The following is a 25,730-nucleotide window of genomic DNA, read 5'->3' on the forward strand; positions in this document are numbered from 1 at the left end:
ACCCGGTACACAGAGGTACCGGATAGCGTGGAGTCGCCTGAACATGACCTCGACTGGAGCCCCGACCCGATCCGGACCCGCCGCGCGCGACGTCGGCGCGGCCCGCCCGGCCAGTCCCGAACAGGCTCGTGACGACTTGATCGAACGGGCCGCCGCCAACGCCCCCGAGCTGGCCGACCTGATCCGCCTGTACTACCGCCACGTCCCCGCCGAGGAAGTCAACGACGACGACCCGGTGGACCTGGTGGGCGCGGTGCGCTCGAACTACCAGCTCGCCGAGACCCGGGTGCCGGGTCGCCCGGTGGTGCGGATCCTCAACCCCACCCGCGCGCACGACGGCTGGACGTGCCCGGCCACGGTCGTGCAGGTCGTCACCGACGACATGCCGTACCTGGTCGACTCGGTGGCCTCCGAGCTGACCCGCGGCGGCGTGCAGGTGCAGCGGGTGGTGCACCCGATCGTCGTGGTGCGCCGGGACGTGGTGACGGGCGCGTTGCAGGAGGTGCTGCCGACCGCCGACCCGGCCGCCCCGCCCGGCGACGCGATCGCCGAGTCGTGGATGCACATCGAGGTCGACCTGCTCACCGACCCGGACCGTGCGCGCGAGCTGGAGACGAAGCTGCACGCCGTGCTCAACGACGTGCGCGAGGTCGTCGAGGACACCGAGAAGATGATCGGCACGGCCCTCAAGCTCGCCGAGCGCCTGGAGTCGGACCCGCCGCCGCTGCCCGGCCACGAGGTCGCCGACGGCGCGAACCTGCTGCGCTGGCTCGCGAACGACCACTTCACGTTCCTCGGCTACCGCCGCTACGAGCTGCTGCACGACGACCCGGCGACGGACGGCGAACCCGCCCTGCGCGCGGTCCTGGCCAGCGGTCTGGGCGTGCTCAGACAGGACAGCCTCGCGGCGCGCAGCCTGACGGCGGGCCCGGACGCGGGCGCGCAGGCACTGTCACCCGAACTCCTGGTCCTGACGCAGGCCAGCGCCCAGTCGAGCGTCCACCGGTCGGTCTACCCCTACTACGTGGGCGTGAAGACCTTCGACGCCGAGGGCAACGTGACCGGCGAGCACCGGTTCCTGGGCGTCTTCTCCACCACGGCGCTGCACGAGGACGTGCTGGACATCCCGGCCGTCGAGCGCCGGGTCCGCGACGTCATCCACCGCGCCGGCTTCCCGCTGCACTCGTACTCGGGCCAGCGGATGCTGGAGGTGATCCAGAACTACCCGCGCACCGAGCTGTTCTCGGTCGACACGGACACGCTCTACCAGACCGTCACGGGCGTGATCGCGCTGGCCGAGCGCCGCCGGCTGCGGCTGTTCCTGCGCCGCGACCCGTACGGCCGCTTCTACTCGTGCCTGGTCTACCTGCCGCGCGACCGCTACACCACGACGTCGCGGCTGGCCATGCAGGAGGTGCTGATCGACCAGCTCGGCGGCATCAACCTGGAGTACAGCGCCCGCGTCGGCGAGTCCGCGCTGGCCCGCGTGCACTTCACCGTGCACACCGACCCGAGCCGCCTGGCCGAGCCGGACACCGGCTACATCCAGCAGCTGCTGGCCGAGGCCGTGCGGTCCTGGGACGACCGCATGGTGGAGGCGGTGCTGGAGGACCGCGGCACGGGCCTGGGCGCGGAGTCGTCGTCCGAGCAGGGCCAGCGGATCGCGGCGGCGTTCCCCGAGGCGTACAAGGAGGACTTCACCGCGGCCGAGGGCCTGGCGGACTTCCGGCGCATCGAGGCGCTCCGGCCCGGCGACCTGGACCTGGCGTTCTACGCGCCGCGCGACGCCGAGCCGGGCGAGCGGCGGTTCAAGCTGTTCCTGGTCGGCGCCCGCCTGACGCTGTCGGACGTGCTGCCGATGCTCCAGCGCATGGGCGTGGTCGTGGTGGACGAGCGGCCGTACGAGCTGAGCCTGGACGACGGCGTCGAGTGCTGGATCTACGACTTCGGCCTGCGCCTGGACCAGGCGACGCTGGACAAGCTGGCCGCCGAGGACGAGGAGTCGGTGCGGACCCGCTTCCAGGACGCGTTCGCCGCGGCGTGGCGCGGCGAGGCGGAGGTGGACGGCTTCAACACCCTCGTGCTCAAGTCGGGCGTCACGTGGCAGCAGGCGGCGATGCTGCGCGCCTACGCCAAGTACCTGCGCCAGGCGGGCACGCCCTACAGCCAGGACTACATCGAGGACGCGGTGCTCGGGCACACCGACGTCGCCACGGCCCTGGTGCGGCTGTTCGAGACCCGGTTCGACCCGTCCGTGCCCGACGAGGAGCGCGGGGACCGCACCGAGCACCTGGCCGCCGAGATCACCGCCATGATCGACGACGTGACCAGCCTCGACGCGGACCGCATCCTGCGCAGCCTGCTCACGCTGGTGCAGGCCACGCTGCGCACGAACTACTTCGTCCGCGACGTCGACGGCAACCCGCGCCCGTACCTGGCGGTGAAGCTCGACCCGCGCGCGATCCCGGACCTGCCGCAGCCGCGGCCGCGGTTCGAGATCTTCGTGTACTCGCCCCGGCTGGAGGGCGTGCACCTGCGGTTCGGCCCGGTGGCGCGCGGCGGTCTGCGCTGGTCCGACCGGCGCGAGGACTTCCGCACCGAGATCCTGGGCCTGGTGAAGGCGCAGGCGGTGAAGAACGCGGTGATCGTGCCGGTCGGCGCGAAGGGCGGGTTCGTGGTCAAGCGGCCGCCCGCGCCGACGGGCGACCCGGGCGTGGACCGCGAGGCGCTGCTGGCCGAGGGCGTGGCCTGCTACCGGCAGTTCATCTCCGGCCTGCTGGACCTGACCGACAACCTCAACGCCGGCACCGTCCTGCCCGCGCCGCAGGTCGTCCGGCACGACGGCGACGACACCTACCTGGTGGTCGCGGCGGACAAGGGCACGGCGTCGTTCTCCGACATCGCCAACGAGGTGTCGAAGTCCTACGGCTTCTGGCTGGGCGACGCGTTCGCGTCCGGCGGGTCCGTGGGCTACGACCACAAGGCCATGGGCATCACCGCCCGCGGCGCGTGGGAGAGCGTGAAGCGGCACTTCCGGGAGCTGGGCGTCGACACCCAGACCGAGGAGTTCACCGTCGTCGGCGTCGGCGACATGTCCGGCGACGTGTTCGGCAACGGCATGCTGCTGTCCGAGCACATCCGCCTCGTCGCGGCGTTCGACCACCGGCACGTCTTCATCGACCCGAACCCGGTCGCGGCCGCCTCCTACGCCGAGCGCAAGCGGCTGTTCGAGCTGCCCCGCTCGTCGTGGGACGACTACGACCGCTCGCTGATCAGCGACGGCGGCGGCGTGTGGCCGCGCACGGCCAAGTCGATCCCGGTCAGCGAGCAGGCCCGGGTGGCGCTGGGTCTGCCGGAGGGCGTGGTCAAGCTGTCCCCGCCGGAGCTGATGAAGGCGATCCTGCTCGCGCCGGTCGACCTGCTGTGGAACGGCGGCATCGGCACCTACGTCAAGGCGGGCGCGGAGTCGCACGCCGAGGTCGGCGACAAGGCCAACGACGCGATCCGGGTCAACGGCGCGGACCTGCGGGTGAAGGTCGTCGGCGAGGGCGGCAACCTGGGGCTGACCCAGCGCGGCCGGATCGAGTTCGCCCGGGTCGGCGGACCCGACGGGCACGGCGGCAAGGTCAACACCGACGCGCTGGACAACTCGGCCGGCGTGGACTGCTCCGACCACGAGGTCAACATCAAGATCCTGCTGGACGAGCTGGTCCGCGACGGCCGGCTCGACCAGGGGCAGCGCAACGAGCTGCTGGGCCAGATGACCGACGAGGTCGGCGAGCTGGTGCTGGCCGACAACTACGCGCAGAACGCGGTGCTCGGCGTCTCCCGCGCGCACGCCGCGCCGATGCTGTCGGTGCACGCGCGCCTGGTGGCCGATTTGGAGCAGCGCGGCGTGCTGGACCGCACGCTGGAGGCGCTGCCGAGCCCGGCGGAGTTCAAGGCCCTGGAGAAGGCGGGCCAGGGGCTCACGTCGCCGGAGCTGGCCACCCTGCTCGCGCACGTCAAGTTGGCGCTGAAGGAGGAGGTGCTGGCGAGCGACCTGCCGACGATCGACGTGCTGGCCCGCCGGCTGCCCGACTACTTCCCGAGCGAGCTGCGCGAGCGGTTCGCCGACGCGATCGGCAGCCACCCGCTGTCCCGCGAGATCATCACCACGGTGCTGGTCAACGAGGTCGTGGACGGCGCGGGCGTGTCGTACGCGTACCGGCTGGCGGAGGAGATCAGCGCGTCGGCCACGGACGCGGTGCGCGCGTACACGGTCGTCACGGCGATCTACGACCTGCCGTCGATCTGGCGGGAGATCCGGGCGCTGGACAACGTCGTGGCGACCGAGGTGCAGGACGACATGGTGCTGGAGACCCGGCGCCTGCTCGACCGGGCGTCGCGGTGGCTGCTCACCAACCGCCCGCAGCCGCTGGCGGTCGGGTCCACGATCAGCCGGTTCGCCCCGGTGGTCGCCGAACTCGCGCCGCGCACGATCGACATGCTCCAGGGGCGCGAGAAGGAGTCCGTGATCGAGCACGTCGAGCGGCTGGTGGCGCACGGCGTGCCGGTGGAGCTGGCGCGGCGGATCGCCGGGCTGCTGTTCACCTACGGGCTGCTGGACGTGACCGAGGTGGCCGAACTCGCCGAGCGCGAGGAGGGCGAGGGCGCGACCGGGCAGGAGCGGACGCACGAGGAGACCGCGGAGCTGTACTTCGCGCTGTCCGAGCACCTGGACGTCGACCGGATGCTCAGCTCGGTGTCGAACCTGGAACGCCTGAACCGCTGGCACGCGCTGGCGCGCCTGGCGCTGCGGGACGACTTCTACTCGTCGCTGCGGTCGATCACGATCGACGTGCTGCGGACGGCCGAGCCGGGCGACACCCCGGAGGAGAAGATCGCCGCGTGGGAGCAGGCCAACTCCTCGCGCCTGGGCCGGGCGCGGGCCGCGCTGGCGGAGATCAACCGGGTCAGCAAGCTCGACCTGGCGACGCTCTCCGTGGCCGCCCGCCAGGTCCGCAGCATGATCCGCTGAGGTCCGCGGGGTGTCGCGGTCGACCGACCGCGACACCCCGGACCCCGCCCGACCGGGTCGGGCTAGTTGCGCCAGGTGTCGTTCAGCGCCGCGGGTGACGTGGCCGTGCGGTTGCCGCCGCTCTCCCAGGTCACCGCGCCGCCCGCGTCCTTGCGGATGTACTTGTACTGGAACGACGTCCCCGAGGGCAGCGACACCGAGCCCTTCCACACCGGGTACGAGGCCGACGACAGCGCCACCGCGGCGGCCGGGTTCCACGCGCCCAGCGACGGGTGGTCGCCGACCACGAAGATGTTCTGCCCGAACGACGTGGTGGCGTTCACCGCGAACGACGCCGTGCCCACCGGGTTGCCCCCGCCGCCGGTCGCGCCCACGTGCAGCGCCAGCGCCTCGCCCGCGCCCAGCGTGGCCGTGACCTGGCCGTTCGACCCCACCGTGTACGCGACGCACCCCTCCTGCTGCACGTTGCAGTACGACCCGGCGGGCAGCGAGGTCTGGAACGTCCGGGTCAGCGGCGCCGACTCCCGGTTGATCGCCACGAACCCCTTGTTGCCCCGGCCGAACGCGATGGCGTCGCCGCCGTTGTCCCACCAGTTGACGACCGCCGTCCCGGACACCGCGTTGCGGAACCCGACCATGGACGCGATCTGCGTCCACCGGTGCTGGCACTTCCACCCGGACGTGTAGCACTCCGACCCGGACGGCGGACCGGCGTCGTGGTTGGAGAACTCGTAGCCGGAGTACACGTTCGGCGAACCGTAGGGCCACGCCAGCATGAACACGTTCGCCAGCGTGTAGGTCGAGCCGTCCTTGTAGCTCAGCGTCGACCCGTTGCGCTCGGTGTCCCAGTTGTCCACGAACGCCCGTGCCTGGCCGCTCGGCAGGAAGCCCCACGACTGCCCGAACGTGCTCAGGTACGCCAGGTTCTCGTTGGCGAAGATCCGCTTGATGTCGTAGGCGTACCGGAACTCGTCCACGTCACCCGAACCGGTGTACTCGCCCGGCTGCACGGCCTCGCCCGCGCCGTAGATCACCTCGTGCACCCAGTACACGTTCGGGTTGCTCAGCCGCGCCTTGATCGCCGACAGGTCGGCCGCCGCCATGTGCTTGGCCGCGTCGATCCGGAACCCGTCCACCCCGAGCGAGATCAGGTGGTTCAGGTACGCCGCGATGCGCCCGCGCACGTAGTCGCTGCCGGTGTTGAGGTCCGACAGCCCGACCAGCTCGCAGTTCTGCACGTTGTCGCGGTTGCGGTAGTCGCTGATGTGCGACCGGCACGAGTGGAAGTCCTGGTCGCCGTAGATGCCGGGGTAGTTGTACTTCGTGTACGACGAGCCGCCGGTGCCCGTGCCCGACCCGGCGCTCATGTGGTTGATCACCGCGTCCGCGATGACCTTCACGCCCGCCGCGTGGCAGGTGTTCACCATGGTCCGGAACGCCGCCTCGTCACCGAGCCGCCCGGCGATCCGGTAGCTGACGGGCTGGTAGGAGGTCCACCACTGGGACCCCTGGATGTGCTCGGTCGCGGGGGAGACCTCCACGAACCCGTAGCCCTTGGGTCCGAGCACGTTCGTGCACTCGGCGGCGACGCGCGAGAACGGCCACTGGAACAGGGTCGCGGTCACGTCCTTGGCGGACGGCGGCGTCGCAAAACTTTGCGGAACGGCCAAAAGGCTGAACAGGAGTACGGCTATCGCGCCCAAGGCGCGTCGACTGGCGGAAACCACGATGTCTCCTAGGTGGCAGGGGATGTGCTCTAGGTCATACCAGTCGGAAGACTTGCTGAAAACACTTGCAAAGTATTTCATTGCCCTCCGGCGGAACCGATCCGGAAGGACTCCCCATGACGCAGGACTGGTGGCGCGATGCCGTCATCTACCAGGTCTACGTGCGCAGCTTCGCCGACTCGGACGGCGACGGCGTCGGTGACCTGCCCGGCATCCGCTCCCGGCTGCCCTACCTGGCCGACCTCGGCGTGGACGCCGTCTGGATCACGCCGTTCTACACCTCGCCGATGGCCGACGGCGGCTACGACGTGGCGGACTACCGCACCGTCGATCCCCTCTTCGGCTCGAACGACGACGCGCGGGCACTGGTCCGGGAAGCGCACGAGCTGGGCATCCGGGTGATCGTGGACCTGGTCCCGAACCACACCAGCGACCGGCACGCCTGGTTCCAGGCCGCGCTGCGCGCCGCGCCGGGCTCGCCGGAACGCGCCCGCTACCACTTCCGCGACGGCCGCGGCGACCAGCCGCCGAACGACTGGGAGTCCGTATTCGGCGGTCCCGCCTGGACCCGCGTCCCCGACGGCCAGTGGTACCTGCACCTGTTCGCGCCCGAGCAGCCGGACCTGAACTGGGACCAGCCGGAGGTCCGCGACGAGTTCCTGGACGTGCTGCGCTTCTGGCTCGACCTGGGCGTGGACGGCTTCCGCATCGACGTCGCGCACGGCATGGTCAAGGCCGACGGCCTGCCCGACGTGGGCACGCCCGGCCACCTCAAGCTGCTGGGCACCGAGGCGCTGCCGTTCTTCGACCAGGACGGCGTGCACGAGATCTACCGCGACTGGCGCAAGGTGCTCGACTCCTACCCGGGCAGCCGGATCGGCGTGGCCGAGGCGTGGACGCCCAGCCCCGAGCGCACCGCCCGCTACCTGCGCGCCGACGAGCTGCACCAGGCGTTCAACTTCCACTACCTGACCGCCGAGTGGAACGCCGCCGACCTCAAGCAGGTCATCGACGACTCGCTGGCCGCGATGCGCCCGGTCGCCGCGCCGACGACGTGGGTGCTGTCCAACCACGACGTGCAGCGGCACGTGACGCGGTACGGCAGCGTGGCCCGGGCGCGCGCCGCCGCGCTGCTGATGCTGGCGCTGCCCGGCAGCGCGTACGTCTACCAGGGCGAGGAGCTGGGCCTGCCCGAGGTGCTGGACCTGCCCGACGACGTGCTGCAGGACCCGGTGTGGGTGCGGTCCGGGCACACCGACCGCGGCCGCGACGGCTGCCGCGTGCCGATCCCGTGGACGCCGGACGGCCCGTCGTTCGGCTTCGGCGACGGCGGCTCGTGGCTGCCGCAGCCCGCCGACTGGGCGCGGTTGAGCGTGGCGAGCCAGCTCGGCGACCCGAACTCGGTGCTGGAGCTGTACCGCAGCGCGCTGCGCGTGCGGCGGGAGCACCCGGACCTCGGCGCGGGCTCGGACGTCGAGTGGCTGGACGTGCCGGAGGACGTGCTGTCGTTCCGTCGCGGGGCGTTCACCTGCGTGGTGAACTTCGGCCCGGACGTGGCGCGGCTGCCCCTCGACGGTCACGTGGTGCTCGCCTCGGGCGGTTGCGCCACCGAAGGCGCGGACGTCCTCGTGCCGCCGGACACGACCGTGTGGCTCTCGCGCCCGTAGAGTCACCCGGTGTGACAGCGCGGCTCAGTGACATCGCGACCCAGGCAGGCGTGAGCGAGGCGACGGTCAGCCGGGTCGTCAACGGCAAGCCGGGCGTCTCGGCCGCGACGCGCCAGGCGGTGGTCGCCGCGATGGACGTCCTCGGCTACGAGCGCCCGCCCCGGCTCCGCCAGCGCAGCGCCGGGCTGATCGGGTTGATCACCCCCGAGTTGAACAACCCGATCTTCCCGGCGTTCGCGCAGGTCATAGAGCAGGTGCTGACCCGCGACGGGTACACGCCGGTGCTGTGCACGCAGACGCCCGGCGGCTCCACCGAGGACCAGCTGACCGAGATGCTGGTCGACCGGGGCGTCACCGGGATCGTCTTCGTGTCCGGCCTGCACGCCGACACGACCGCCGACAAGGACCGGTACGTCAAGCTGGCCGGTCGCGGCGTGCCGTTCGTGATGATCAACGGCTACACCGACCAGGTGTCCGCGCCGTTCGTGTCGGTGGACAACCGGGCGGGCGTCCGGCTCGCCGTCTCCCACCTGGTGGAACTGGGGCACGAGCGGATCGGCCTGGCCGTCGGACCGCCCCGGTTCGTGCCCGCGCAGCGCATGGTGGAGGGCTTCACGCTCGTCCGGCCGCAGGCCGCCGACCTGGTGGAGCACTCGCTGTTCTCGGTCGAGGGCGGCCAGGCGGCGGCCAACGCCCTGCTGGACCGCGGCTGCACGGCCATCGTGTGCGGGAGCGACCTGATGGCGTTCGGCGCGATCCGCGCGGCCCGCCACCGCGGCCTGGACGTGCCGCGCGACGTGTCGGTGGTCGGCTTCGACGACTCCCCGCTGATCGTGTTCGCCGACCCGCCCCTGACCACGATCCGGCAACCGGTCGAGGCGATGGGGCAGGCCGCCGTGCACGCGTTGCTGGAGGAGATAGGCGGCACGCTGAGGAGCCCCCTCTCGGGCACGCACGCCGAGTTCGTGTTCCAGCCCGAGCTGGTGGTGCGCGGCTCGACCGGCGCGCGACCGAGATGACGCTGCTCGCGCGCAGGATGCGGGCCCAACGGCTCTCGCACCCGGCCGCCGGCGTCACGGACCTGTTCGCCTCCGTGTTCGCCCTCCAGGCCCAGGACGTCCCGGCGGCACGGCTCGCGGCGCGCGCCCGGGGCGTGCGGTCCCTGGACGGTCCCCTGGTGCGCACCTGGGCGATGCGCGGCACCCTGCACCTGCTGCACGAGGACGACCTGTGGGTCGTGCGCCTGCTCGGACCGACGTTCATCGCCGCCGGACGGCGCCGCCGCGCGCAGCTCGGCCTCACCGACGAGCTGTGCGAACGCGCGCTGCCCGCGCTCCGCGAGATCCTGACCGAGCCGCTGGACCGCGCGGACGTCGTGCGCCGCCTGGCCGAGGTCGGCCTCCCGCTCGACCCGAAGTCGCAGGCCCCGGCGCACCTGCTGGCGTTCGCCGCGCACTCCGGCGTGCTGTGCCGGGGCCTGGACGACACCTACCGCCTGCTGCGCGTCGACGCCGAGCCGCGCGGCGTGGACGAGCTGTGGCGGCGCTACCGGCGCGCCTACGGCCCGGCCACGCCCGACGACTTCGCCGCGTGGAGCGGCCTGCCCAAGCGCGAGGTGAAGGACCTGCCCGAGGTGGCCGACGAACCGGCCGAGCCGACCGGTGCGGTCCGCCTGCTGGGCCACTTCGACCCCTACCTGCTCGGCTACCGCGACCGCTCCGCCGCGCTCGCGCCCCGGCACGCGCCGCTCGTGCAGACCGGCGGCGGCTTCCTCACCCCGCACGTCGTGGTCGACGGACGGGTGGTCGCGGTGTGGCGGCGGACCGGCGCGCGGGTCGAGGTCCACCCGTTCGGTGAACGTCCCGACTTGGCGGAGGAGATCGCCGACCTGGGCCGGTTCCTCGACCTGGACGTCCGCTTAACCTGGGTGTAGCACGTCGATAAGGTCACGTCACGCATCGACACCGGGAGGCGCGTTCAAGTTGGGTGTGTTCGTCACGGGTGTGCGCCCGCGCTGGTCCGACATGGACGCGTTCGGCCACGTCAACCACGCCAACACGGTGACCTTGCTGGAAGAGGCCCGCATCGACCTGCTGTTCACCGAGGCGGCCCGGCACGGCGTGCCGGAGATGTCGCAGGGCATGGTGGTGGCCCGCCTCGTGGTGGACTACCTCGCGCCGGTGGTGTTCACCGGTGACGAGGTCCGCGTCGAGCTGTCCGTGCGGGAATTGAAGTCCGCGTCGTTCACGTTGGACTACACGGTCCGCGGCAGCCGCCAGGAGGGCAGCCCCGTCGTCACGACGGCGGAAACCCTCATGGTGCCGTACAACCTGACGGCCGGACGCCCGCGCCGTCTCCTCGAAGCCGAGCGCGACTTCCTCGCCGGCTGGCGTGCCGGAGGTAATGGTGCCTGAGTTGGTCCTCGCCGACCCCGCCGAGCGGGACGACCTCGGCGCGTTCGTCGCCCGTGCCGTGCGGCTGGACGGCCAAGCGGTGGTGCGGCTGCGCAACCGGGCGTCCGGCGGCCTGGTGGACGCCTGGGTCTCGACCCCGTTCGACACCCTGGCCACCCGCACCGTGGAGGGGCGGATCACGCCCGCCGACGTGACGGTGTCCGGGACCGATCTGCTCACCGGGCTGGCCGTGGTGCGCAGCGAGACCGTCGACCCCGGCCCGGCGCGCGACATGATGTGGCGCTCCGCGCTGCCGCCCGTCGCGGGCTGGCTGCCGGTGGACCGGCTGCCGGGCAGCGTCGTGTCCGAGCTGGCGGAGAAGGGCGTGGAGGTGGCGCGCGAGAACGCGGGCCCGCGCGGCACGCCGCCCGCCTCGCTGCTCGACCAGACGGTGATCACGGTCAGCGGGTCGGGGCTGGACGTGAAGGTGCCGATGCGGTGCCTGTTCGCGTTGTCCGGCATGGGTTTCCTGGGCGGCGACGACGTGCGCATCACCGCGACCGACTCGTGGCTGCGCATCGACGCCCGCTTCGGCGCGGTGGTCCGCCGCCGCCACTCCATGCTGCCGCTGCTGGTCTGACCCCGACTGGGCGCGGCCGTCCGGGACGGCCGCGCCCGCCTGTCCCGCTAGACCAGCCAGACCGCCGTGTCGGGCGGCAGCAGGCTGCCCTCCATCGGGCCGCTGGCCAGCAGCACCTCGCCCGGCGGCAGCGGCACCGGGCCGCCCGAGGTGTTCAGCGCGCAGATCAGCCCGCCGCCCTTGCGCCGGAACGCGAAGCAGCCGGGCGGCGCGCCGTACCACTCCAGCTCGTCGCCGCTGAAGGAGCCGTGCGACTTCCGCAGCTCCAGCGCGTGCCGGTAGAACGACAGCATCGACTCCGGGTCCTCGAGCTGCGACTCGGCGGTGAGGCCGGCCCACTCGTCCGGCTGCGGCAGCCAGGTGCTCACGCCCTGGGAGAAGCCGAACGGCGGCGCGTCGCCCTCCCACGGCAACGGCACCCGGCACCCGTCCCGGCCGCGCTGGGTGTGCCCGGACCGCAGCCAGATCGGGTCCTGCAACGCCCAGTCCGGCAGCTCCACGTCCGGCAGGCCCAGCTCCTCGCCGTTGTACAGGTAGACCACGCCCGGCAGCGCCAGCTGCACCAGCGCCATCGCCCGCGCCCGCTGCGCGCCGATCGCGCCACCGCCGTACCGGGTCACGTGCCGCGGCACGTCGTGGTTGGACAACGTCCAGGTCGGCGGCGTGTCCAGGCCCTGGACAGCGCCCAGCGAGCGCTCGATCGCCGACCGCACCGCGTCCGCGTCGAACGACGCCTCGACCAGCCGGAAGTTGAACCCGAGGTGCAGCTCGTCGGGCCGCACGTAGCGGGCGAACCGCTCGTCGTCGGCGACCCAGATCTCCCCGACCGCCATCCGGCCCGGGTACTCGTCGATGACCTTGCGGATCATCCGGTGGACCTCGTGCACCCCGTCGTTGTCGAACCGGGGGTCCAGCGAGTTGTCGTGCATCACCCCCGCGCCCAGCCGGGCCCGCGGGTCGATGTTCGGCAACCCGAAGGGCTTGGCCATGCCGTGCGCGACGTCGATGCGGAACCCGTCCACCCCGCGGTCCAGCCAGAACCGCAGCGTGCGCGCCAGGTCGGCGGCGACCTCCGGGTTGTCCCAGTTCAGGTCGGGCTGCTCGGGGGTGAACAGGTGCAGGTACCACTGGCCGTCCGGGACCCGCGTCCACGCCGGCCCGCCGAACTGGCTCGGCCAGTTGTTCGGCGGCACGGACCCGTCGAACCCGCCGCCGTCCCGGAAGATGAACCGGTCCCGCTCGACCGAACCCGGCCCGGCCCGCAGCGCGGCCTGGAACCAGGGGTGCCGGTCGCTGGTGTGGTTGGGGACCAGGTCGATGGTGACGCGGAGGTTGTGCGCGTGCGCCTCGGCGACCAGCCGGTCGAACGCGGCCAGGTCGCCGAACAGCGGGTCGACGTCACGGGGATCGGCCACGTCGTAGCCGTGGTCGGCCATGGGCGAGGTGAAGAACGGCGTCAGCCAGAGGGCGTCCACGCCGAGGAGCTCCAGGTAGCCGAGCCGGGAGCGGATGCCGTCGAGGTCGCCCACGCCGTCGCCGTTCGCGTCGGCGAACGACCGCACGTAGACCTGGTAGAAGACGGCGTCACGCCACCAGGCGGACTCGTCGGCGATCTCTGGTCGGGGATCGGAGGATCGTCGCACGAGGAGTCATCCTGCCATTCGCGACCGACAGCACGACCCCGTTCGGGGGATCAAGGATCACACCCAGGCGTTCATCATGCTGTTCGCGGCCATCTCCAGGTACGCCCAGAGCACCTTGCGGTGCTCGGGGTCGAGGTCGACCGAGTCGACGCCGACCTTGATGCAGCGCAGCCAGGCGTCCCGTTCCGCGGGACCGATGACGAACGGCGCGTGCCGCATCCGCAACCGGGGGTGACCGCGGGTGTCGGAGTAGGTGTGCGGGCCGCCCCAGTACTGCATGAGGAACAGCCGGAACCGCTCCTCGGCGGGACCGAGGTCCTCTTCGGGGTACATGGGACGCAGGATCGGATCCTTCGCCACTTCCTCGTAGAAGCGCGCGACGATCTTGTGGAACGTCTCGTACCCGCCCACTGCTTCGTAGAAGTTGTCCGGAGGCGTGGTCACCCCTCCATCCTGCCTCAGCCGGGCCGCTCCGGACGTGGCCGGGGTGGCCGCCCGGTCCCGGCGGCGGTTGGCGAAGTGGTGGCGCACCGCCGCCGTCGCTGGTGACCGCCGCGCGCGGCACCCCATCCTGTGCCCGACGGCCCCCGCCGTGAGGGAGGACACGACATGGGCGAGGCCAACGCGGCGCTCCTGCACTGGTTCCGGCAGGCCGGGTGGACGCAGCTCGAACTGGCGCGCGCGGTCGGGCGGCTCGGCCAGGCCCGCGGCCACAACGTCGCGCCGGACAGCTCGCGGGTGCGGCGGTGGCTGGAGGGCGAACGGCCCCGGCACCCGGTGCCGGAGCTGCTGGTGGCGTTGTTCGCCGAACGGCTGGGCCGCCCCTTCACCGCCGCGGACCTCGGGCTGGCCGCGACGCCCACGACCCACGACCGGGTCTCCTGGGACCACCGGACCCTGGTCGCCACCGTGCAGGACTTCACCAGGAGCGATCTGATGATCAAACGCAGGGATGTGCTCGGCGCGACGGCGGCCCTGGCCACGGGCGCGGTGCTGGAGGGCAGGCTGGCCGGCTGGCTGCACCCCGACTCGCCGCCGCCGGCCGCGCCCGCGCTCGGCCCTGGGCGCATCGGCACGGCCGAGATCGCGGAGCTGGAGGCCGCGACCGGGACGTTCTGGACCTGGGACGCCCAACGCGGCGGCGGCCTGTACCGGGAGGCCGTGGTGGGGCAGCTCAAGGCCATGGCGGACCTGCTGGACCACAGCTACCCGGACGCGATCTCCCGCCGGTTGTTCCGCTCGACCGCGGACCTCGCCCGGCTGGCCGGCTGGATGTCCCACGACGTCGGGCTCCAGGTGACCGCGCAGCGGTACTTCACCCTGGCCCTGCACTGCGCCAAACGGGCCCGCGACACCGGGCTGGGCGTCGAGGTGCTGTCTCGGATGGCCCGACAGATGGTGCACGTCGGCAAACCGCGGGAGGCCCTGTCGCTGGTCGCGCTGGCCCGGCGCGGTTCGGCGGGCCGGCTCGACCCGATGGCGTCGGCCATGCTCGCGACCTGCGAGTCGTGGGCGCACGCGACCCTCGGCGACGTCGAGGCGGTGGACCGGGCGGTCGGGGACGCCGAGTCGCACTTCGCGAAGGCCGACCCCGACGAGACCCCGGCCTGGCTGTCCTACTTCGACCGGGCGGGACTGGAGGGCATGGCGGCCCTGTCCTACCGCACCGCGGCCGAGCACCGGCCCGGCACGGAGCGCAAGGCCGAGCCGCACCTGGCCGAGGCGCTGCGCCTGCGCCGGGCCACCTACCAGCGGTCGAACCTGTTCGACGTCATCTCCCTGGTGGGCGTCCGCGTCCTGCAGGGCGAGCACGCGGAGGCGAACCGCCTCGCGTCCACCCTGCTGAGCCCGGCCGGCCGGATCAGCTCGACCCGGACCTTCGACCGCATCAACGCCATCCGCGACCGCGCCGAAGCCGACTCCGCCCACGCCAAGGACGCCCGCCCGCTGGTCGACACCCTGACCGCGCTGACCGCCGCCTGACACCCCGGCCAAGCCGCGGTCCGGCCCGTGCCTCGGCCGGGCGGTGGCCCGATCAACGCCCTGGTCGTGCGCGCGGCCTGACGACTACGCGGCAGTCGCGCACGGATCGCTGCTCGGCCCGGACCGCAGCCCGGATCCGGTCGGGTCGGGATTGGGCCGATCCGGGATCGCGATGGGCCGGGATCGCGATGGGCCGGTGTTGGGTGCCGGTGGCGGGTGCGCCGTGGCGTGGGGCGGTCGCGGGCTCGGCCGGTGGTGGTGGGCCGGTCGTGGGCTTGGCCGGGTGTGGGCCTGGTCGGTGGCGAGTGGGGTGGTGGGTGCAGGCGGTGGCGGGGTGGGTGCGGTTGCACGGCCCGCCCCGCCACCGGCCGGTCTCACGACTTCAGCGAGATCCCCGCCTCGTCCAGGGCGGGCATCAGGCGTGCGCGCAGGGCGCGCTGGACGGCCCACTGGCGGCCCGGCCGCACCTTCACCGTCACCCGCATCGTGATGCCCTCCGGCGTGACCTTCTCCACGCCCAGCACCTGCGGCTTGTCGGTGACGTCCTTGGCCAGCGACTCCTCGGCCGTCGCCTCGGTCACGGCCCGGGTCAGCACCTCGGTGGCCGAGGCCAGGTTCGCGCCGTAGGCGAGCGGCAGGTCGACCACGGCCACCGCGAAGCCCTGGGACGAGTTGCCGACCCGCATGATCTCGCCGTTGCGGACGTACCAGACGGTGCCGTTGGTGTCGCGGATCGTGGTGATCCGCAGCGCCACCGCCTCCACCGTGCCGGTCGCCGGCCCGAGGTCCACCACGTCCCCGACGCCGTACTGGTCCTCCAGCATCATGAACATGCCGGACAGGAAGTCCTTGACCAGGTTCTGCGCGCCGAAACCGAGGGCCACGCCGAGGATGCCCGCCGAGGTCAGGATCGGCGCGGGGTTCATCCCCAGCTCGGTCAGCACCTGGATGAACGCCACGCCGAACACGATGATCGTGACGAACGACTTGAGCACCGAGCCGATCGTCTTGGCCCGCTGCTCGCGCCGCTCGGAGACCAGCGCGCCCAACGCCTGCGGCGCGCGTTCCCGCAGCGGCTTGAGCAGCTTCGGCTTGCGCCCGCCGTTGCCTCGGGTCATCCGGTCGATCAACCGGCGGAGCAGGAACCGGACCACCACCGCGATGATCACCGTCAAGGCGATCCGCAACGCACCCTCGGCGATCTTGGGCCCGTTGACCACCCACCACTCGACGGCGAGGGTCGACTCCACGTCCTCCAGCACCAGCTCAGTCCTCCGCTCACAACTCCAGGCCGGTCGCCCAGGCCAAGAAGGTCAACTGGTCCACGGCCAGGCCGACCGACCGGCTCACCGATCGGCCCGCGTGCCCCACCTCGGTCTCGCGGCGGAGCAGCACCGGGTGCTTGGTCGGATCACTCGACGTCGCGTGTTGCAGCGCCGCGCACATCTTCCGGGCGTGGTTGGGGTCCACGCGGCTGTCCGACTCGAAGACCGTGAACAGCACCGAAGGGTACTCAACGCTCGGCCGAACCCGGTGGTACGGGGAGTAGGCCAGCAGCCACTCCAGCTCCTCGGGCACCGACGCGGAGCCGTACTCCTCGGCCCACAGCCGCCCCAGCAGGAAGTTCTCGTAACGGACCATGTCGAGCAGTGGCGCCGAGCACACGACCGCCGCGTACAGCTCCGGCCGCTGGGTCAGCGCCGCCCCGACCAGCAGCCCGCCGTTCGACCCGCCCATGATCGACAACTGCTGCGGCGTGGTCCAGCCGTCGGCGATCAGCCGCTCGGCCGCCGCGTGGAAGTCGTCGAACACGTTCTGCTTGTGCTCCCGCATGCCCGCCCGGTGCCATTCCTCACCCTCCTCGTCACCGCCCCGCAACGACGCGTGCGCCCAGACGCCGCCCGCCTCGACCCACGCCAGCGTGGTCGCGCTGTACCCCGGACCGCGGCCCACCGCGAACCCGCCGTAGCCGGTGAGCAGCGCCGGCCGGGGCAGGTCCGGCTGCCGCGCGCCGGACACCACGAACATTCGCACGACCGTGCCGTCGGATGACGTGTACGAGACCTGTTGTGTGGACAACTCGGGGAGGGTCACCGTTCCGGGTGCCGCCGCGTGCAGCTCCGTCCGGCCCTCCGAGAGCGAGTACCGGTACACCGACAAGGGCGTGGTGAAGTCCGACCAGCCGAACCACAGCACGTCCCGGTCCGCAACGGTCGCCGCGTCGGCTGTGGACAACCCGTGCACCGACCCCGTCCCCGGCAGCGGGATCTCCCGCAGGTGCTCGCCCGTCACGGGGGAGTGCAGGTGCAGCTCCGACACCGCGTGCCGGGTCCGCAGCACCACCAGCGACCCGTCCAGCCACGTCACCGCGTCCAGCACCGAGTCGGGCTGCTCGGCCACCAGCTCGGTCCACTCCGTCGGCCGCTCCGGGTCGGCCACGCACAGCCGGAACCGGGGCGCGTCGCGGCTCGTGCGCAGGTAGAGCCGCCCGTCCGGCTCGACCGACGCGGTGCACTGCACGTCGTCGGAGTCCAGCACGACCGGCCGCAGCTCGCCGGAGCCGTGCAGGTCCGCGATCCACACCGAGTCGCGCCGCACGGTGCCGGGCGCGCCGTTCACCAGCAGCCACCGGCCGTCCTCCGACAGCGACAGCCCGTAGTAGTAGGTGTGGTCCAGCCCGTCGCCGTGCACGTTCACGTCCTCGGACGCGGGCGAGCCCACCCGGTGCCGCCACACCCGCCGGTGGAACTGCCGCTCGTCCTCGGGCACCAGCGCCGGGTTCACCCGCCGCACGTAGAAGAACTCCTCGCCGCCGGGCAGCCAGCCCACCGGCGAGTACCGGCAGCGGTCGATCGGACCGTCCAGCAGCTCCCCGGTGTCCACGTCCACGACGTGCAGCAACGAGTGCTCGTCGCCGCCGACGGACACCTGGTAGGCCAGCCGGGTGCCCTCGCGCGAGGGCGACCACCGGTCGAGCGTGGTCCGCCCGGACGGGTCGAGCGCGGACACGTCCAGCAGCACCCGCTCCACGCCGTCCACCAGCACGTACAGCACGGGGTGGTCCTGGTCCGGCCCGCGCCGGGTGTAGAACGCGCGCCCCGCCCGCCACACGGGCGTGCCCACGGAGCCGGTCCGCATCAGCTCGCCCAGCCGGGCGGCCAGCGCCTCGCGGCCGGGCAGGGCGTCCAGCCACGACCGCGCCAGGGCGTCCTGCGCGGCGGACCACGCCTCGGTGCGGGGGTCCGCAGCGTCCTCGAGGGCCCGGTAGGGATCGGCCACCGCGTGGCCGTGCAGGTCCTCGACGAGGTCGAGGCGCGGGGCGTCGGGGTAGGTGATCGTCGCAGGCAGCGCTGCGCGGGAAGCATCGGTCACCTTCCCCAGCGTAGCCGGCGTGATGAAAACCATCACCGATAGGTGCCTGTTCACCGGGGTTTCGCCCACGGCTTCGTGACACGTCACATATCACAGGTGATTTTTGGGGTCGATCTGTGGTCTGCTATGGCTGAACCGGTGGAGGTGGTCGCGTGCCAGACCGACAACCCACCCCGATCGGCGCCCTGGTGAACACCGGGATCGCGTCGTCGGTCCCGTCCGGCCAAAAACAGCTCTCGGCGACCGCCGTGCACGCCGTGGCCGGCGGGGAGGGAACCGGTCCGGCCCCCGTGGCGCTGCCCTGGGGCAGGCGCAAGGTGCTGCTCCTCAACGCCACGTTCGAGCCCCTCACCGCGCTGCCGCTGCGCCGTGCCGTGGTGCTCGTGGTGTGCGGGAAGGCGGAGGTCGTGCACGGCGACCCGGCGGGTGCGGTGGTGCACTCCTCGACGTCCCAGGTGGTCGTCCCGTCGGTGATCCGGCTGGCGAACTACGTGCGGGTGCCCTACCGCGGCCGCGTGCCGCTCACCCGGGCCGGGCTGATGCACCGCGACCGGTACCGCTGCGCGTACTGCGGCGGCCGCGCCGAGACCATCGACCACGTGGTGCCGCGCAGCCGCGGCGGCCCCCACTCGTGGACGAACTGCGTGGCCTGCTGCGCCAAGTGCAACCACCGCAAGGCCGACAAGCTCCTCTCGGAGCTGGGCTGGCGGCTGCGCGTGGTGCCCAGCGCTCCCCGCGGGCCGCACTGGCGGCTGCTGGCCGGCGTCACCGAGGCCGACCCGCTCTGGCTGCCCTACCTCGGCGAGCCCGCGGCCTGACGCCCGCCCTCACACCGACACGACCCGCTCCGGGCCGTCGTCCGTGATGCGCACGGATCCCGACGTGATGCGCACGGAACCGGACGTGATGCGCACCGATCCGGACGTGATGCGCACGGACCCCACGGTCGTGATCCGGACGGAGCCGTCCGTCGCCCCGGTGATGCGAACGGAGCCGGCGTTGGTGGCCCGGACGGAGTCTTCGGAGGTGATGCGGACCGAGTCGGCCTGCACCGACGGAGGCTGAACAGTGGTAACGCTCTGCTCCGATTGGGTGTACGACGAAAGGGTGAGGGCGGCGACCAGAACGAGGTTCAGGGTGTACATGTCGTGTCCTCCGAGACTCATCGGGCGGGAATTGGTCTCCGGATTCGGATGCGCAAGACCCGTACAGGTGAAAAGCTAGAAGCCGAGTGGGCCCAGGACAAGACGCCAAACCGGCCGCCATTCGCCTCCGTCCGGGGGAAGGCCGACCGGGCGTACGCGCTGCGACGATCGAGCCGGAGAGCTAGTGCATTCGGCACCGATGAGTACCGAGAGTGACGTCGTCCCAGGTAGGGGTCACGCGGATCACACACGCACATGCCAAGTGGCGAGGCCACATCACGGACAGCCGTGCACCGGTCGGGCCGGGGGCGGCGTCCCGGGATGCGGTCACCGCCCTCCGCGTAGTCCCGGACCGCGCCCGCGGGGGCTCGTTCACAGTTCTCCGGGCGGTCCGACGCCCCCGCGCGCCGGGGCCGACCCCCACCAGTGCGGAGACGGGTGCCCCTCGCCCTGAGGTGACCAGGCCGATCGGTTACCGTAGCCGCCGTGACCATCGTGGAGACCGTGCTCGTCTTCGCGCTGATCCCGCTGGCCATCTACGGCGTGATCACGCTACTGACGCTGAGGCCGAAGGCCACCCGCATTCAGCGGTACCGGCCCGGCCAGGAGTGGAACTACGCCCCCGTCTGGTGGACCGCGAACCCGGCGGGCCTGCCCGGCGGCGCGCACCAGGCCGTCCCGGCCCCGGTCGAGGGCCGCACCGCCAAGGGAGGTGCCCGTGGCAACTGGTGAGCTGACGAAGGCGGAGGTGGACCCGTCGACCCTCCCGGTCGGCACGGTCGTCACCAACAGCGGCCGGGTGTCCGCCGCGAAGATGTACGAGCCGCACGCCCCGAGCCTGCCGTTCACCCCGGTGCAGCTCGCGAGCCTGGACGAGGCGCTGACGCTGGCCAGCCGCACCACCGGGCTGGACTTCAGCGTGTACCTCGGCGAGCTGGGGGCGGACTCCCGCGCGCGGGCCGAGGAGCTGCACGCGAGCACCACGCGCCCGTCGCACGCCGTGCTCGTCGCGGTGTCGCCCGGTGAGCGCCGGGTCGAGGTGGTGACCGGCGAGGAGTCCCACCGCCGGATCGCCGACCGCGGCGCGAAGCTCGCGGTGATGAGCATGGTCGCCTCCTTCAAGGAGGGCGACCTCGCGGGCGGCCTGGTGAGCGGCCTGCGGATGCTGACCGACCAGGCGGGCCACGCGCCCAGGACCGCCTGACGCACGACGACGTGAAGGCCCCGGCGAACCTCGCCGGGGCCTTCGTCGTCAGCGGGCCTTGAGCGCGTTCACGAACGCCCTGAGGCGCGCCGGGCTGACGTCGAGGACGACGTCGGGGTTCTTGCTGTCGCGCACCGCGCCGAGGTGGTGGGCCACCTCGACGCAGTCACTGCTGGCGCTGCTCTTGCTGGACTTCTTCCATCGCAGGGTCATGAGACTCCCGTCGTCCGGCGCTGCACCTCCTTCGCGATGATCTCGAACGACTGCTCCGGGCTCATCGCGACCTTGAGCAACTCTGGCACGCACGCTTCGAAAGCTGCCACCGCTTCGGGCTCCTGCACGAACACCGAACTGACGGCGTTCTCCAGGTGCGCGAACGACGTTCCGTCGCACTTCAGCAGCAAGAAGGAGCCGCAGAGCCCGGGGTGCCAACCGGTGGTGGTGGGCACGATTCGCAGGTCGACGTTCTCGTGGGCGCTCATCATCAGCAGGTGGTCGAACTGCTCGGCCATCACCGCGGAACCCCCGAAGTTCTGGCTGAGCACACTCTCGCCGATCAGGGCGGTGTAGTGGACCGGGTTGCGGCGGGTGAGGATGTCGCGTCGGCCCATCCGGACGGCGACGCGGGTGGCCACCTCCTCGTCCGGGATGCGCGCGGCCTCCATGATCGTGCGGGTGTAGGAGCTGACCTGGAGGAGACCGGGCACGAGCAACGGCGACCAGCTCACGACCTCCCTGGCCATCTGCTCGACCTCGACCAGTGCGGCGATCTGCACCCGTCGTTCGGGCATCTGGATCACCGCCAGGGGTGATCCGCTCGGGTCGTCGGTCATCGCGAGGATTTCTTCGCGATCCCGCTCGGAGATGTGCAGGGGTTCGAGGATGCGGATGACTTCGGTCCGCGTCGGCACGCGCAGGCCGTTCTCGTTGCGCGAGAGCAACGAATGTACGATGCCAATCTTCTTTGCGAGTGCGCGTTGGCTGAGATTGTTGGCCTTTCGTGCGTTGCGCAGGCGCGCTCCCAAAGCGATGGCCTTCGAGGTATTGCGGTTCATGGGAATGCACCTTAAGGCTGGACCGGTGGTCAAGTCTCTCGCTCGAAAAGGGTATTGACCGGCTGTTGCGTGCCCGACCAAGGTGTTGTGCACCAGCTACCGGCCAGTCCGCACGCTGGTCGGGCATGCACGGCGGGTGGTGGAGCGCGCGGGGAGTGCGCAGCGCCCACCACTCGCCGTGCCTTTTCATTCGCAGTGTGAACGGGGTTGTCGATGGAGTCCGAAGAAAAGCCGCCTGCGCGGCTGAGCACCGCCCGCAGCAGGGAATTGGGAGAGGAGTTGCGCCGGGTCCGACACCGGGCGCGGCTGTCCTCCGGTTACGTCGCCGAGGCGTTGGGGTGGTCGTTGGGGAAGTTGTCGAAACTCGAAACCGGCAGTCGCGGCACGAGCGCGTGGGAAATCGGGACGCTGCTCGGCCGGTGCGGCGCGGACAAACCGACGCGGGACCGGATCCTGGCGTTGGCCAGCGAACTGGACACGGGCAGCTTCCTGCGGCTGCACGACCCGTGGCCGGACACGCTCACGGCGCTGTCGATGCACGAGCACGCGGCGCGCACCGTGGCGACCTACGAGCCGCTGGTGGTGCCGAGCCTGGCGCAGACCGAGGACTACGCGTACGCGTTGACCAACGACCGGGAGATGACGCAGGCGCGCATGGACCGGCAGGACACGCTGCGCAGGCCGGGCGGCCCGGAGACGGTCATCTACATCCACGAGGCCGCGTTGCGGGTCGTCGTGGGCGACGCGAAGGTGATGCGGGACCAGATGCTGCGGCTGACGCTGATGTGCGGGTGGGCGCGCATCAGCCCGCGGATCGTGCCGATGAGCGCGCCGTCGCACGAGGCGCTGCGCCACGCGGCGACGGTGCTGACGTTCGCCTCGCCGATCAAGCCGCTGGCGTACGCGGAGACCGAGGCGGCGACCGTGTTCCACGACGACCCGGACGCGGTCAGCGCCTACCAGGTGAAGATGCGCCGGCTGGACCAGCTCGTCCTGACCGCCGCCCAGTCGCGCGACGTGTTCGCCCGGTGGGCCGACGCCTACGACCGCGACACCCGCTCGGCCCCGGACGCGCGACGGGACGAGGCCTGAGGCCCCGCCCCGTCGCGCACGTCGAACCGTCAGGAGCGGTCGAACTCCTGGGCCGCCAGGGCCCGCACGATGCCCGCACGGCCCTCCGACACCAGCCGCCGCAGGGCCGGCGGGCGCTCCTCGGCCAGCCACTCGTCGGCCGCCGTCACGGTGTCCTTCGAGATGGACCACGAGGGGAACAGGCCGACGACCATCGACTGCGCCCGCTCGCTCGACCGGCGCTCCCACACGTCGGCGACGTCGGCGAAGTACCGCGCCACGAACGGCTGGAGCAGCTGCTTCTGACCGGGGTGCTGGATGCCCGCGATGATCGCCTCCGACACCGCGTTCGGCAGCTCGTCGTCGTTCACCGCGCGGTCCCACGCCTCGGCCTTGGCCTCGGCCGTGGGCCGCAGCGCCCGCGCCGACTCGGCCTTGCGGTGGCCGGTCGCGGTCGGGTCGCGCTCCTCCTCGGCCTGGATCTCGTCCAGGCCGGCGGCGCCGTGCGCGACGAGCGCGTGCAGCAGCCGCCAGCGCAGGTCGGTGTCCACGTCGAGGCCGTCGAGCACGTCCGTGCCGTCGAGCCACCCGCGCACGACCGCCAGCGTGGCCTCGTCCAGCACGGACCCGGCCAGCGCGTTGACGAACGCGAGCTGGTGGTCCGAGCCGGGCTCGGCGGCGCGGGCCAGCTCCAGCGTGCGAGTGGTGAACCTGCGCCAGCCCTCGTCGCGCCACGACGCGTCCGCGTACGACGACAGCGCGGTCTGCGCCTGGAGCAGCAGCCGCTGCACCACGCCGACCTCGGTCTCCGCCTGCAACCCGCCGAGCACCAGGTTCACGAAGTCGCGGGCCTTCAGCTCGGCCTCACGCGTCATCTCCCACGCCGCCGACCAGCACAGCGTCCGCGGCAGGGGCTCGGCGATGTCGGCGATGTGGTCGATCAGGGACGCCAGCGAGTCGGCGTCCAGCCGCATCGTGCAGTAGGTGAGGTCGTCGTCGTTGACCAGCACCAGCTTGCCGCGCGGCACGCCCACCAGGTCCGGCACCTCGGTGCGCTCGCCGGACACGTCCAGCTCGACCCGGTGCGTGCGCACGAGCTTGCCGTCGTCGTCCGAGTTGTACACGCCGATCGCCAGCCGGTGCGTGCGCAGCTCGCCCGCGCCCGGCCGGGCCCCGCCCTGGAGCACGGCGAACTCGGTGAACCGGCCCTCGTCGTCGACCGAGAACTTGGGGCGCAGCAGGTTCAGGCCGGTGGTCTCCAGCCACTGCGCGCTCCACCACGACAGGTCGCGGCCCGACGCCTCCTCCAGCGCGTTGAGCAGGTCGGCCAGCGTGGCGTTGCCCCAGGCGTGCTTGCCGAAGTACACCCGCAGGCCGGACAGGAAGTTGTCCAGCCCCACGTACGACACGAGCTGCTTGAGCACCGACGCGCCCTTGGCGTAGGTGATGCCGTCGAAGTTGACCTCGACCGCCTGGAGGTCGGGGATGTCCGCGGCCACGGGGTGCGTGGACGGGAGCTGGTCCTGCCGGTACGCCCACGACTTCTCGATCTTGGCGAACGTGGTCCACGCCTGCCGGTACTCGGTCGCCTCGGCCTGCGCCAGCACCGACGCCCAGGTGGCGAACGACTCGTTCAGCCACAGGTCGTCCCACCAGCGCATGGTCACCAGGTCGCCGAACCACATGTGCGCCATCTCGTGCAGCACGGTCTCGGCGCGGCGCTCGTACAGGTAGCGGGTGACGCGGCTGCGGAAGACGTAGTCCTCCAGGAACGTGACGCAGCCGGCGTTCTCCATCGCGCCCGCGTTGAACTCGGGCACGAAGCACTGGTCGTACTTGCCGAACGGGTAGGTCACCCCGAACGCGCGGTGGTAGAAGCCGAAACCCTGCTTGGTCTCGGTGAACAGCCGCTCGGCGTCCATGTGCGGGGCGAGCGACGCGCGGCAGTAGATGCCCAGCGGGATGGTGGTGTCGCCGTCGCTGAACTCGTCGCGCCACTCCGCGTACGGGCCGGCGACCAGCGCGACCAGGTACGTGGACATGGGCTTGGTGGTGGCGAAGACGTGCGTGTCCGCGCCGCCCGGACCGTCCACAGTGGACTCGATCGCCGCGTTGGAGACGACCTTCCAGTGGTGCGGCGCGGTCACCGTGAGGTCGTAGACCGACTTGAGGTCGGGCTGGTCGAAGCAGGCGAACATGCGCTTGGCGTCCGCCGTCTCGAACTGCGAGTACAGGTAGACCTCGCCGTCCACCGGGTCGACGAACCGGTGCAGGCCCTCGCCGGTGTTCATGTACCGGCAGTCGGCCTCGACGGTCAGTTCGTTGACCTCGGCCAGCTCGGGCAGGTGGACGCCGTCCTCCTCGCGGTACGCGGAGACGTCCAGCTCGTGCCCGTTGAGCACGGCGCGGTGCACGTTGGCGGCCACGATGTCGACCCACGAGGACGCGCCGGGGGTGCGGCTGCGGAAGGCGATCGTCGTGGTGGAGCGGAACGTGTCCGAGCCGGGCTTCCCGCCGCCGTCGGTCAGGTCCAACTCGATCCGGTAGGAGTCGACTTCCAGAAGCGCAGCCCGCTGCTGCGCCTGGTCGCGGGTGAGGTTGGGTGCCGCCACTGGTCACCTCGTCTGCCGACGCCGCGGGACCTCGGCGCCGGCCTCGTCGGAACGGGACTGGGTGTCGAGTCGGTGAACACGACAGTCGCATCCAATCACGTGGGACCCCCGGAAGTGGACTGGCGTCCGAGGGAAGACTGCGCGGGGCCGGCCGGTTGTGCACGATTGGAGCGCCGGCGCCGGCGCGCCGTGCACACG

The 25,730-nt window shown here is 71.9% G+C and carries 20 protein-coding genes; 11 read left to right on the top strand and 9 right to left on the bottom strand.

All coding sequences use genetic code 11. The features are described from left to right. Positions 1 to 43 precede the first annotated feature (43 nt). Positions 44 to 5,020 carry an NAD-glutamate dehydrogenase gene (locus ACWEFJ_RS04030; RefSeq protein WP_449712863.1) on the top strand — a complete coding sequence of 1,659 codons (4,977 nt, stop codon included), beginning with the start codon at positions 44 to 46 and terminating at the stop codon, positions 5,018 to 5,020. Positions 5,021 to 5,082: 62 nt separating this feature from the next. On the opposite strand, the gene ACWEFJ_RS04035 is transcribed toward ACWEFJ_RS04030, so the two are convergent. Further along, complete coding sequence (locus ACWEFJ_RS04035) at positions 5,083 to 6,645, bottom strand: carbohydrate-binding module family 20 domain-containing protein (RefSeq protein WP_449712864.1); 1,563 nt, start codon at positions 6,643 to 6,645, stop codon at positions 5,083 to 5,085. Positions 6,646 to 6,863: 218 nt separating this feature from the next. On the opposite strand from ACWEFJ_RS04035, the gene ACWEFJ_RS04040 reads away from it, so the two are divergent. The 5 genes from ACWEFJ_RS04040 to ACWEFJ_RS04060 are packed head-to-tail and all read left to right on the top strand — an operon-like array spanning position 6,864 to position 11,447. Continuing rightward, complete coding sequence (locus tag ACWEFJ_RS04040; protein ID WP_378084232.1) at positions 6,864 to 8,414, top strand: glycoside hydrolase family 13 protein; 1,551 nt, start codon at positions 6,864 to 6,866, stop codon at positions 8,412 to 8,414. Positions 8,415 to 8,425: 11 nt separating this feature from the next. Further along, positions 8,426 to 9,433: a LacI family DNA-binding transcriptional regulator gene (locus ACWEFJ_RS04045; RefSeq protein WP_378084230.1), complete on the top strand. Its 1,008-nt coding sequence runs from the start codon at positions 8,426 to 8,428 to the stop codon at positions 9,431 to 9,433. Further along, the gene (locus tag ACWEFJ_RS04050; RefSeq protein WP_449712865.1) at positions 9,430 to 10,347 is read left to right on the top strand and encodes a DNA glycosylase AlkZ-like family protein; all 918 of its coding nucleotides are present in this window, start codon (positions 9,430 to 9,432) and stop codon (positions 10,345 to 10,347) included. The genes ACWEFJ_RS04045 and ACWEFJ_RS04050 overlap by 4 nt, the downstream gene beginning before the upstream one ends. A 49-nt stretch (positions 10,348 to 10,396) precedes the next feature. Further along, on the top strand, positions 10,397 to 10,828 hold the full coding sequence (locus tag ACWEFJ_RS04055; RefSeq protein ID WP_378084226.1) for an acyl-CoA thioesterase: 432 nt from the start codon (positions 10,397 to 10,399) through the stop codon (positions 10,826 to 10,828). Beyond that, positions 10,821 to 11,447 (top strand): hypothetical protein, encoded by a 627-nt coding sequence (locus ACWEFJ_RS04060; RefSeq protein WP_378084224.1) that lies wholly within the window; start codon positions 10,821 to 10,823, stop codon positions 11,445 to 11,447. Before ACWEFJ_RS04055 ends, ACWEFJ_RS04060 begins: the two co-directional genes overlap by 8 nt. A gap of 47 nt (positions 11,448 to 11,494) precedes the next feature. Here ACWEFJ_RS04060 and ACWEFJ_RS04065 read toward each other — a convergent pair whose 3' ends face one another. Further along, positions 11,495 to 13,090, bottom strand: coding sequence for a glycoside hydrolase family 13 protein (locus ACWEFJ_RS04065; protein ID WP_378084222.1), 1,596 nt, complete (start codon positions 13,088 to 13,090; stop codon positions 11,495 to 11,497). A gap of 57 nt (positions 13,091 to 13,147) precedes the next feature. Continuing rightward, positions 13,148 to 13,534: a globin gene (locus tag ACWEFJ_RS04070; RefSeq protein WP_378084219.1), complete on the bottom strand. Its 387-nt coding sequence runs from the start codon at positions 13,532 to 13,534 to the stop codon at positions 13,148 to 13,150. 165 nt (positions 13,535 to 13,699) lie between these two features. On the opposite strand from ACWEFJ_RS04070, the gene ACWEFJ_RS04075 reads away from it, so the two are divergent. Then, a complete protein-coding gene (locus ACWEFJ_RS04075; RefSeq protein ID WP_449712866.1) occupies positions 13,700 to 15,073 on the top strand; it encodes a hypothetical protein in 1,374 nt (457 codons plus the stop codon). Between the two features lie 374 nt (positions 15,074 to 15,447). Here ACWEFJ_RS04075 and ACWEFJ_RS04080 read toward each other — a convergent pair whose 3' ends face one another. Beyond that, positions 15,448 to 16,335 (bottom strand): mechanosensitive ion channel family protein, encoded by an 888-nt coding sequence (locus ACWEFJ_RS04080; RefSeq protein WP_378084215.1) that lies wholly within the window; start codon positions 16,333 to 16,335, stop codon positions 15,448 to 15,450. Positions 16,336 to 16,351: 16 nt separating this feature from the next. Continuing rightward, positions 16,352 to 18,445, bottom strand: a complete 2,094-nt coding sequence (locus tag ACWEFJ_RS04085) for a prolyl oligopeptidase family serine peptidase (protein WP_449712867.1) — start codon at positions 18,443 to 18,445, stop codon at positions 16,352 to 16,354. A 152-nt stretch (positions 18,446 to 18,597) separates the two neighbouring features. On the opposite strand from ACWEFJ_RS04085, the gene ACWEFJ_RS04090 reads away from it, so the two are divergent. Continuing rightward, positions 18,598 to 19,263: an HNH endonuclease gene (locus ACWEFJ_RS04090; protein WP_378084211.1), complete on the top strand. Its 666-nt coding sequence runs from the start codon at positions 18,598 to 18,600 to the stop codon at positions 19,261 to 19,263. A gap of 9 nt (positions 19,264 to 19,272) precedes the next feature. Here ACWEFJ_RS04090 and ACWEFJ_RS04095 read toward each other — a convergent pair whose 3' ends face one another. Further along, positions 19,273 to 19,590, bottom strand: coding sequence for a hypothetical protein (locus ACWEFJ_RS04095; RefSeq protein ID WP_378084209.1), 318 nt, complete (start codon positions 19,588 to 19,590; stop codon positions 19,273 to 19,275). Between the two features lie 486 nt (positions 19,591 to 20,076). On the opposite strand from ACWEFJ_RS04095, the gene ctaJ reads away from it, so the two are divergent. Then, complete coding sequence (gene ctaJ, locus ACWEFJ_RS04100; protein WP_378084207.1) at positions 20,077 to 20,322, top strand: aa3-type cytochrome oxidase subunit CtaJ; 246 nt, start codon at positions 20,077 to 20,079, stop codon at positions 20,320 to 20,322. After that, positions 20,309 to 20,794, top strand: coding sequence for a DUF5130 family protein (locus tag ACWEFJ_RS04105; protein ID WP_378084205.1), 486 nt, complete (start codon positions 20,309 to 20,311; stop codon positions 20,792 to 20,794). The genes ctaJ and ACWEFJ_RS04105 overlap by 14 nt, the downstream gene beginning before the upstream one ends. A gap of 48 nt (positions 20,795 to 20,842) precedes the next feature. On the opposite strand, the gene ACWEFJ_RS04110 is transcribed toward ACWEFJ_RS04105, so the two are convergent. Together ACWEFJ_RS04110 and ACWEFJ_RS04115 are read right to left on the bottom strand one after the other, a co-directional pair. After that, positions 20,843 to 21,007 (bottom strand): DUF397 domain-containing protein, encoded by a 165-nt coding sequence (locus ACWEFJ_RS04110; protein ID WP_449712868.1) that lies wholly within the window; start codon positions 21,005 to 21,007, stop codon positions 20,843 to 20,845. Next, positions 21,004 to 21,849, bottom strand: a complete 846-nt coding sequence (locus ACWEFJ_RS04115; protein WP_449712869.1) for a helix-turn-helix domain-containing protein — start codon at positions 21,847 to 21,849, stop codon at positions 21,004 to 21,006. Before ACWEFJ_RS04115 ends, ACWEFJ_RS04110 begins: the two co-directional genes overlap by 4 nt. A gap of 213 nt (positions 21,850 to 22,062) precedes the next feature. On the opposite strand from ACWEFJ_RS04115, the gene ACWEFJ_RS04120 reads away from it, so the two are divergent. Beyond that, a complete protein-coding gene (locus ACWEFJ_RS04120; RefSeq protein WP_378084199.1) occupies positions 22,063 to 22,941 on the top strand; it encodes a helix-turn-helix domain-containing protein in 879 nt (292 codons plus the stop codon). 29 nt (positions 22,942 to 22,970) lie between these two features. On the opposite strand, the gene pepN is transcribed toward ACWEFJ_RS04120, so the two are convergent. Next, a complete protein-coding gene (gene pepN, locus ACWEFJ_RS04125; RefSeq protein WP_449712870.1) occupies positions 22,971 to 25,532 on the bottom strand; it encodes an aminopeptidase N in 2,562 nt (853 codons plus the stop codon). Positions 25,533 to 25,730: the final 198 nt, after the last annotated feature.

This window comes from Actinosynnema sp. NPDC004786 (assembly GCF_053601135.1).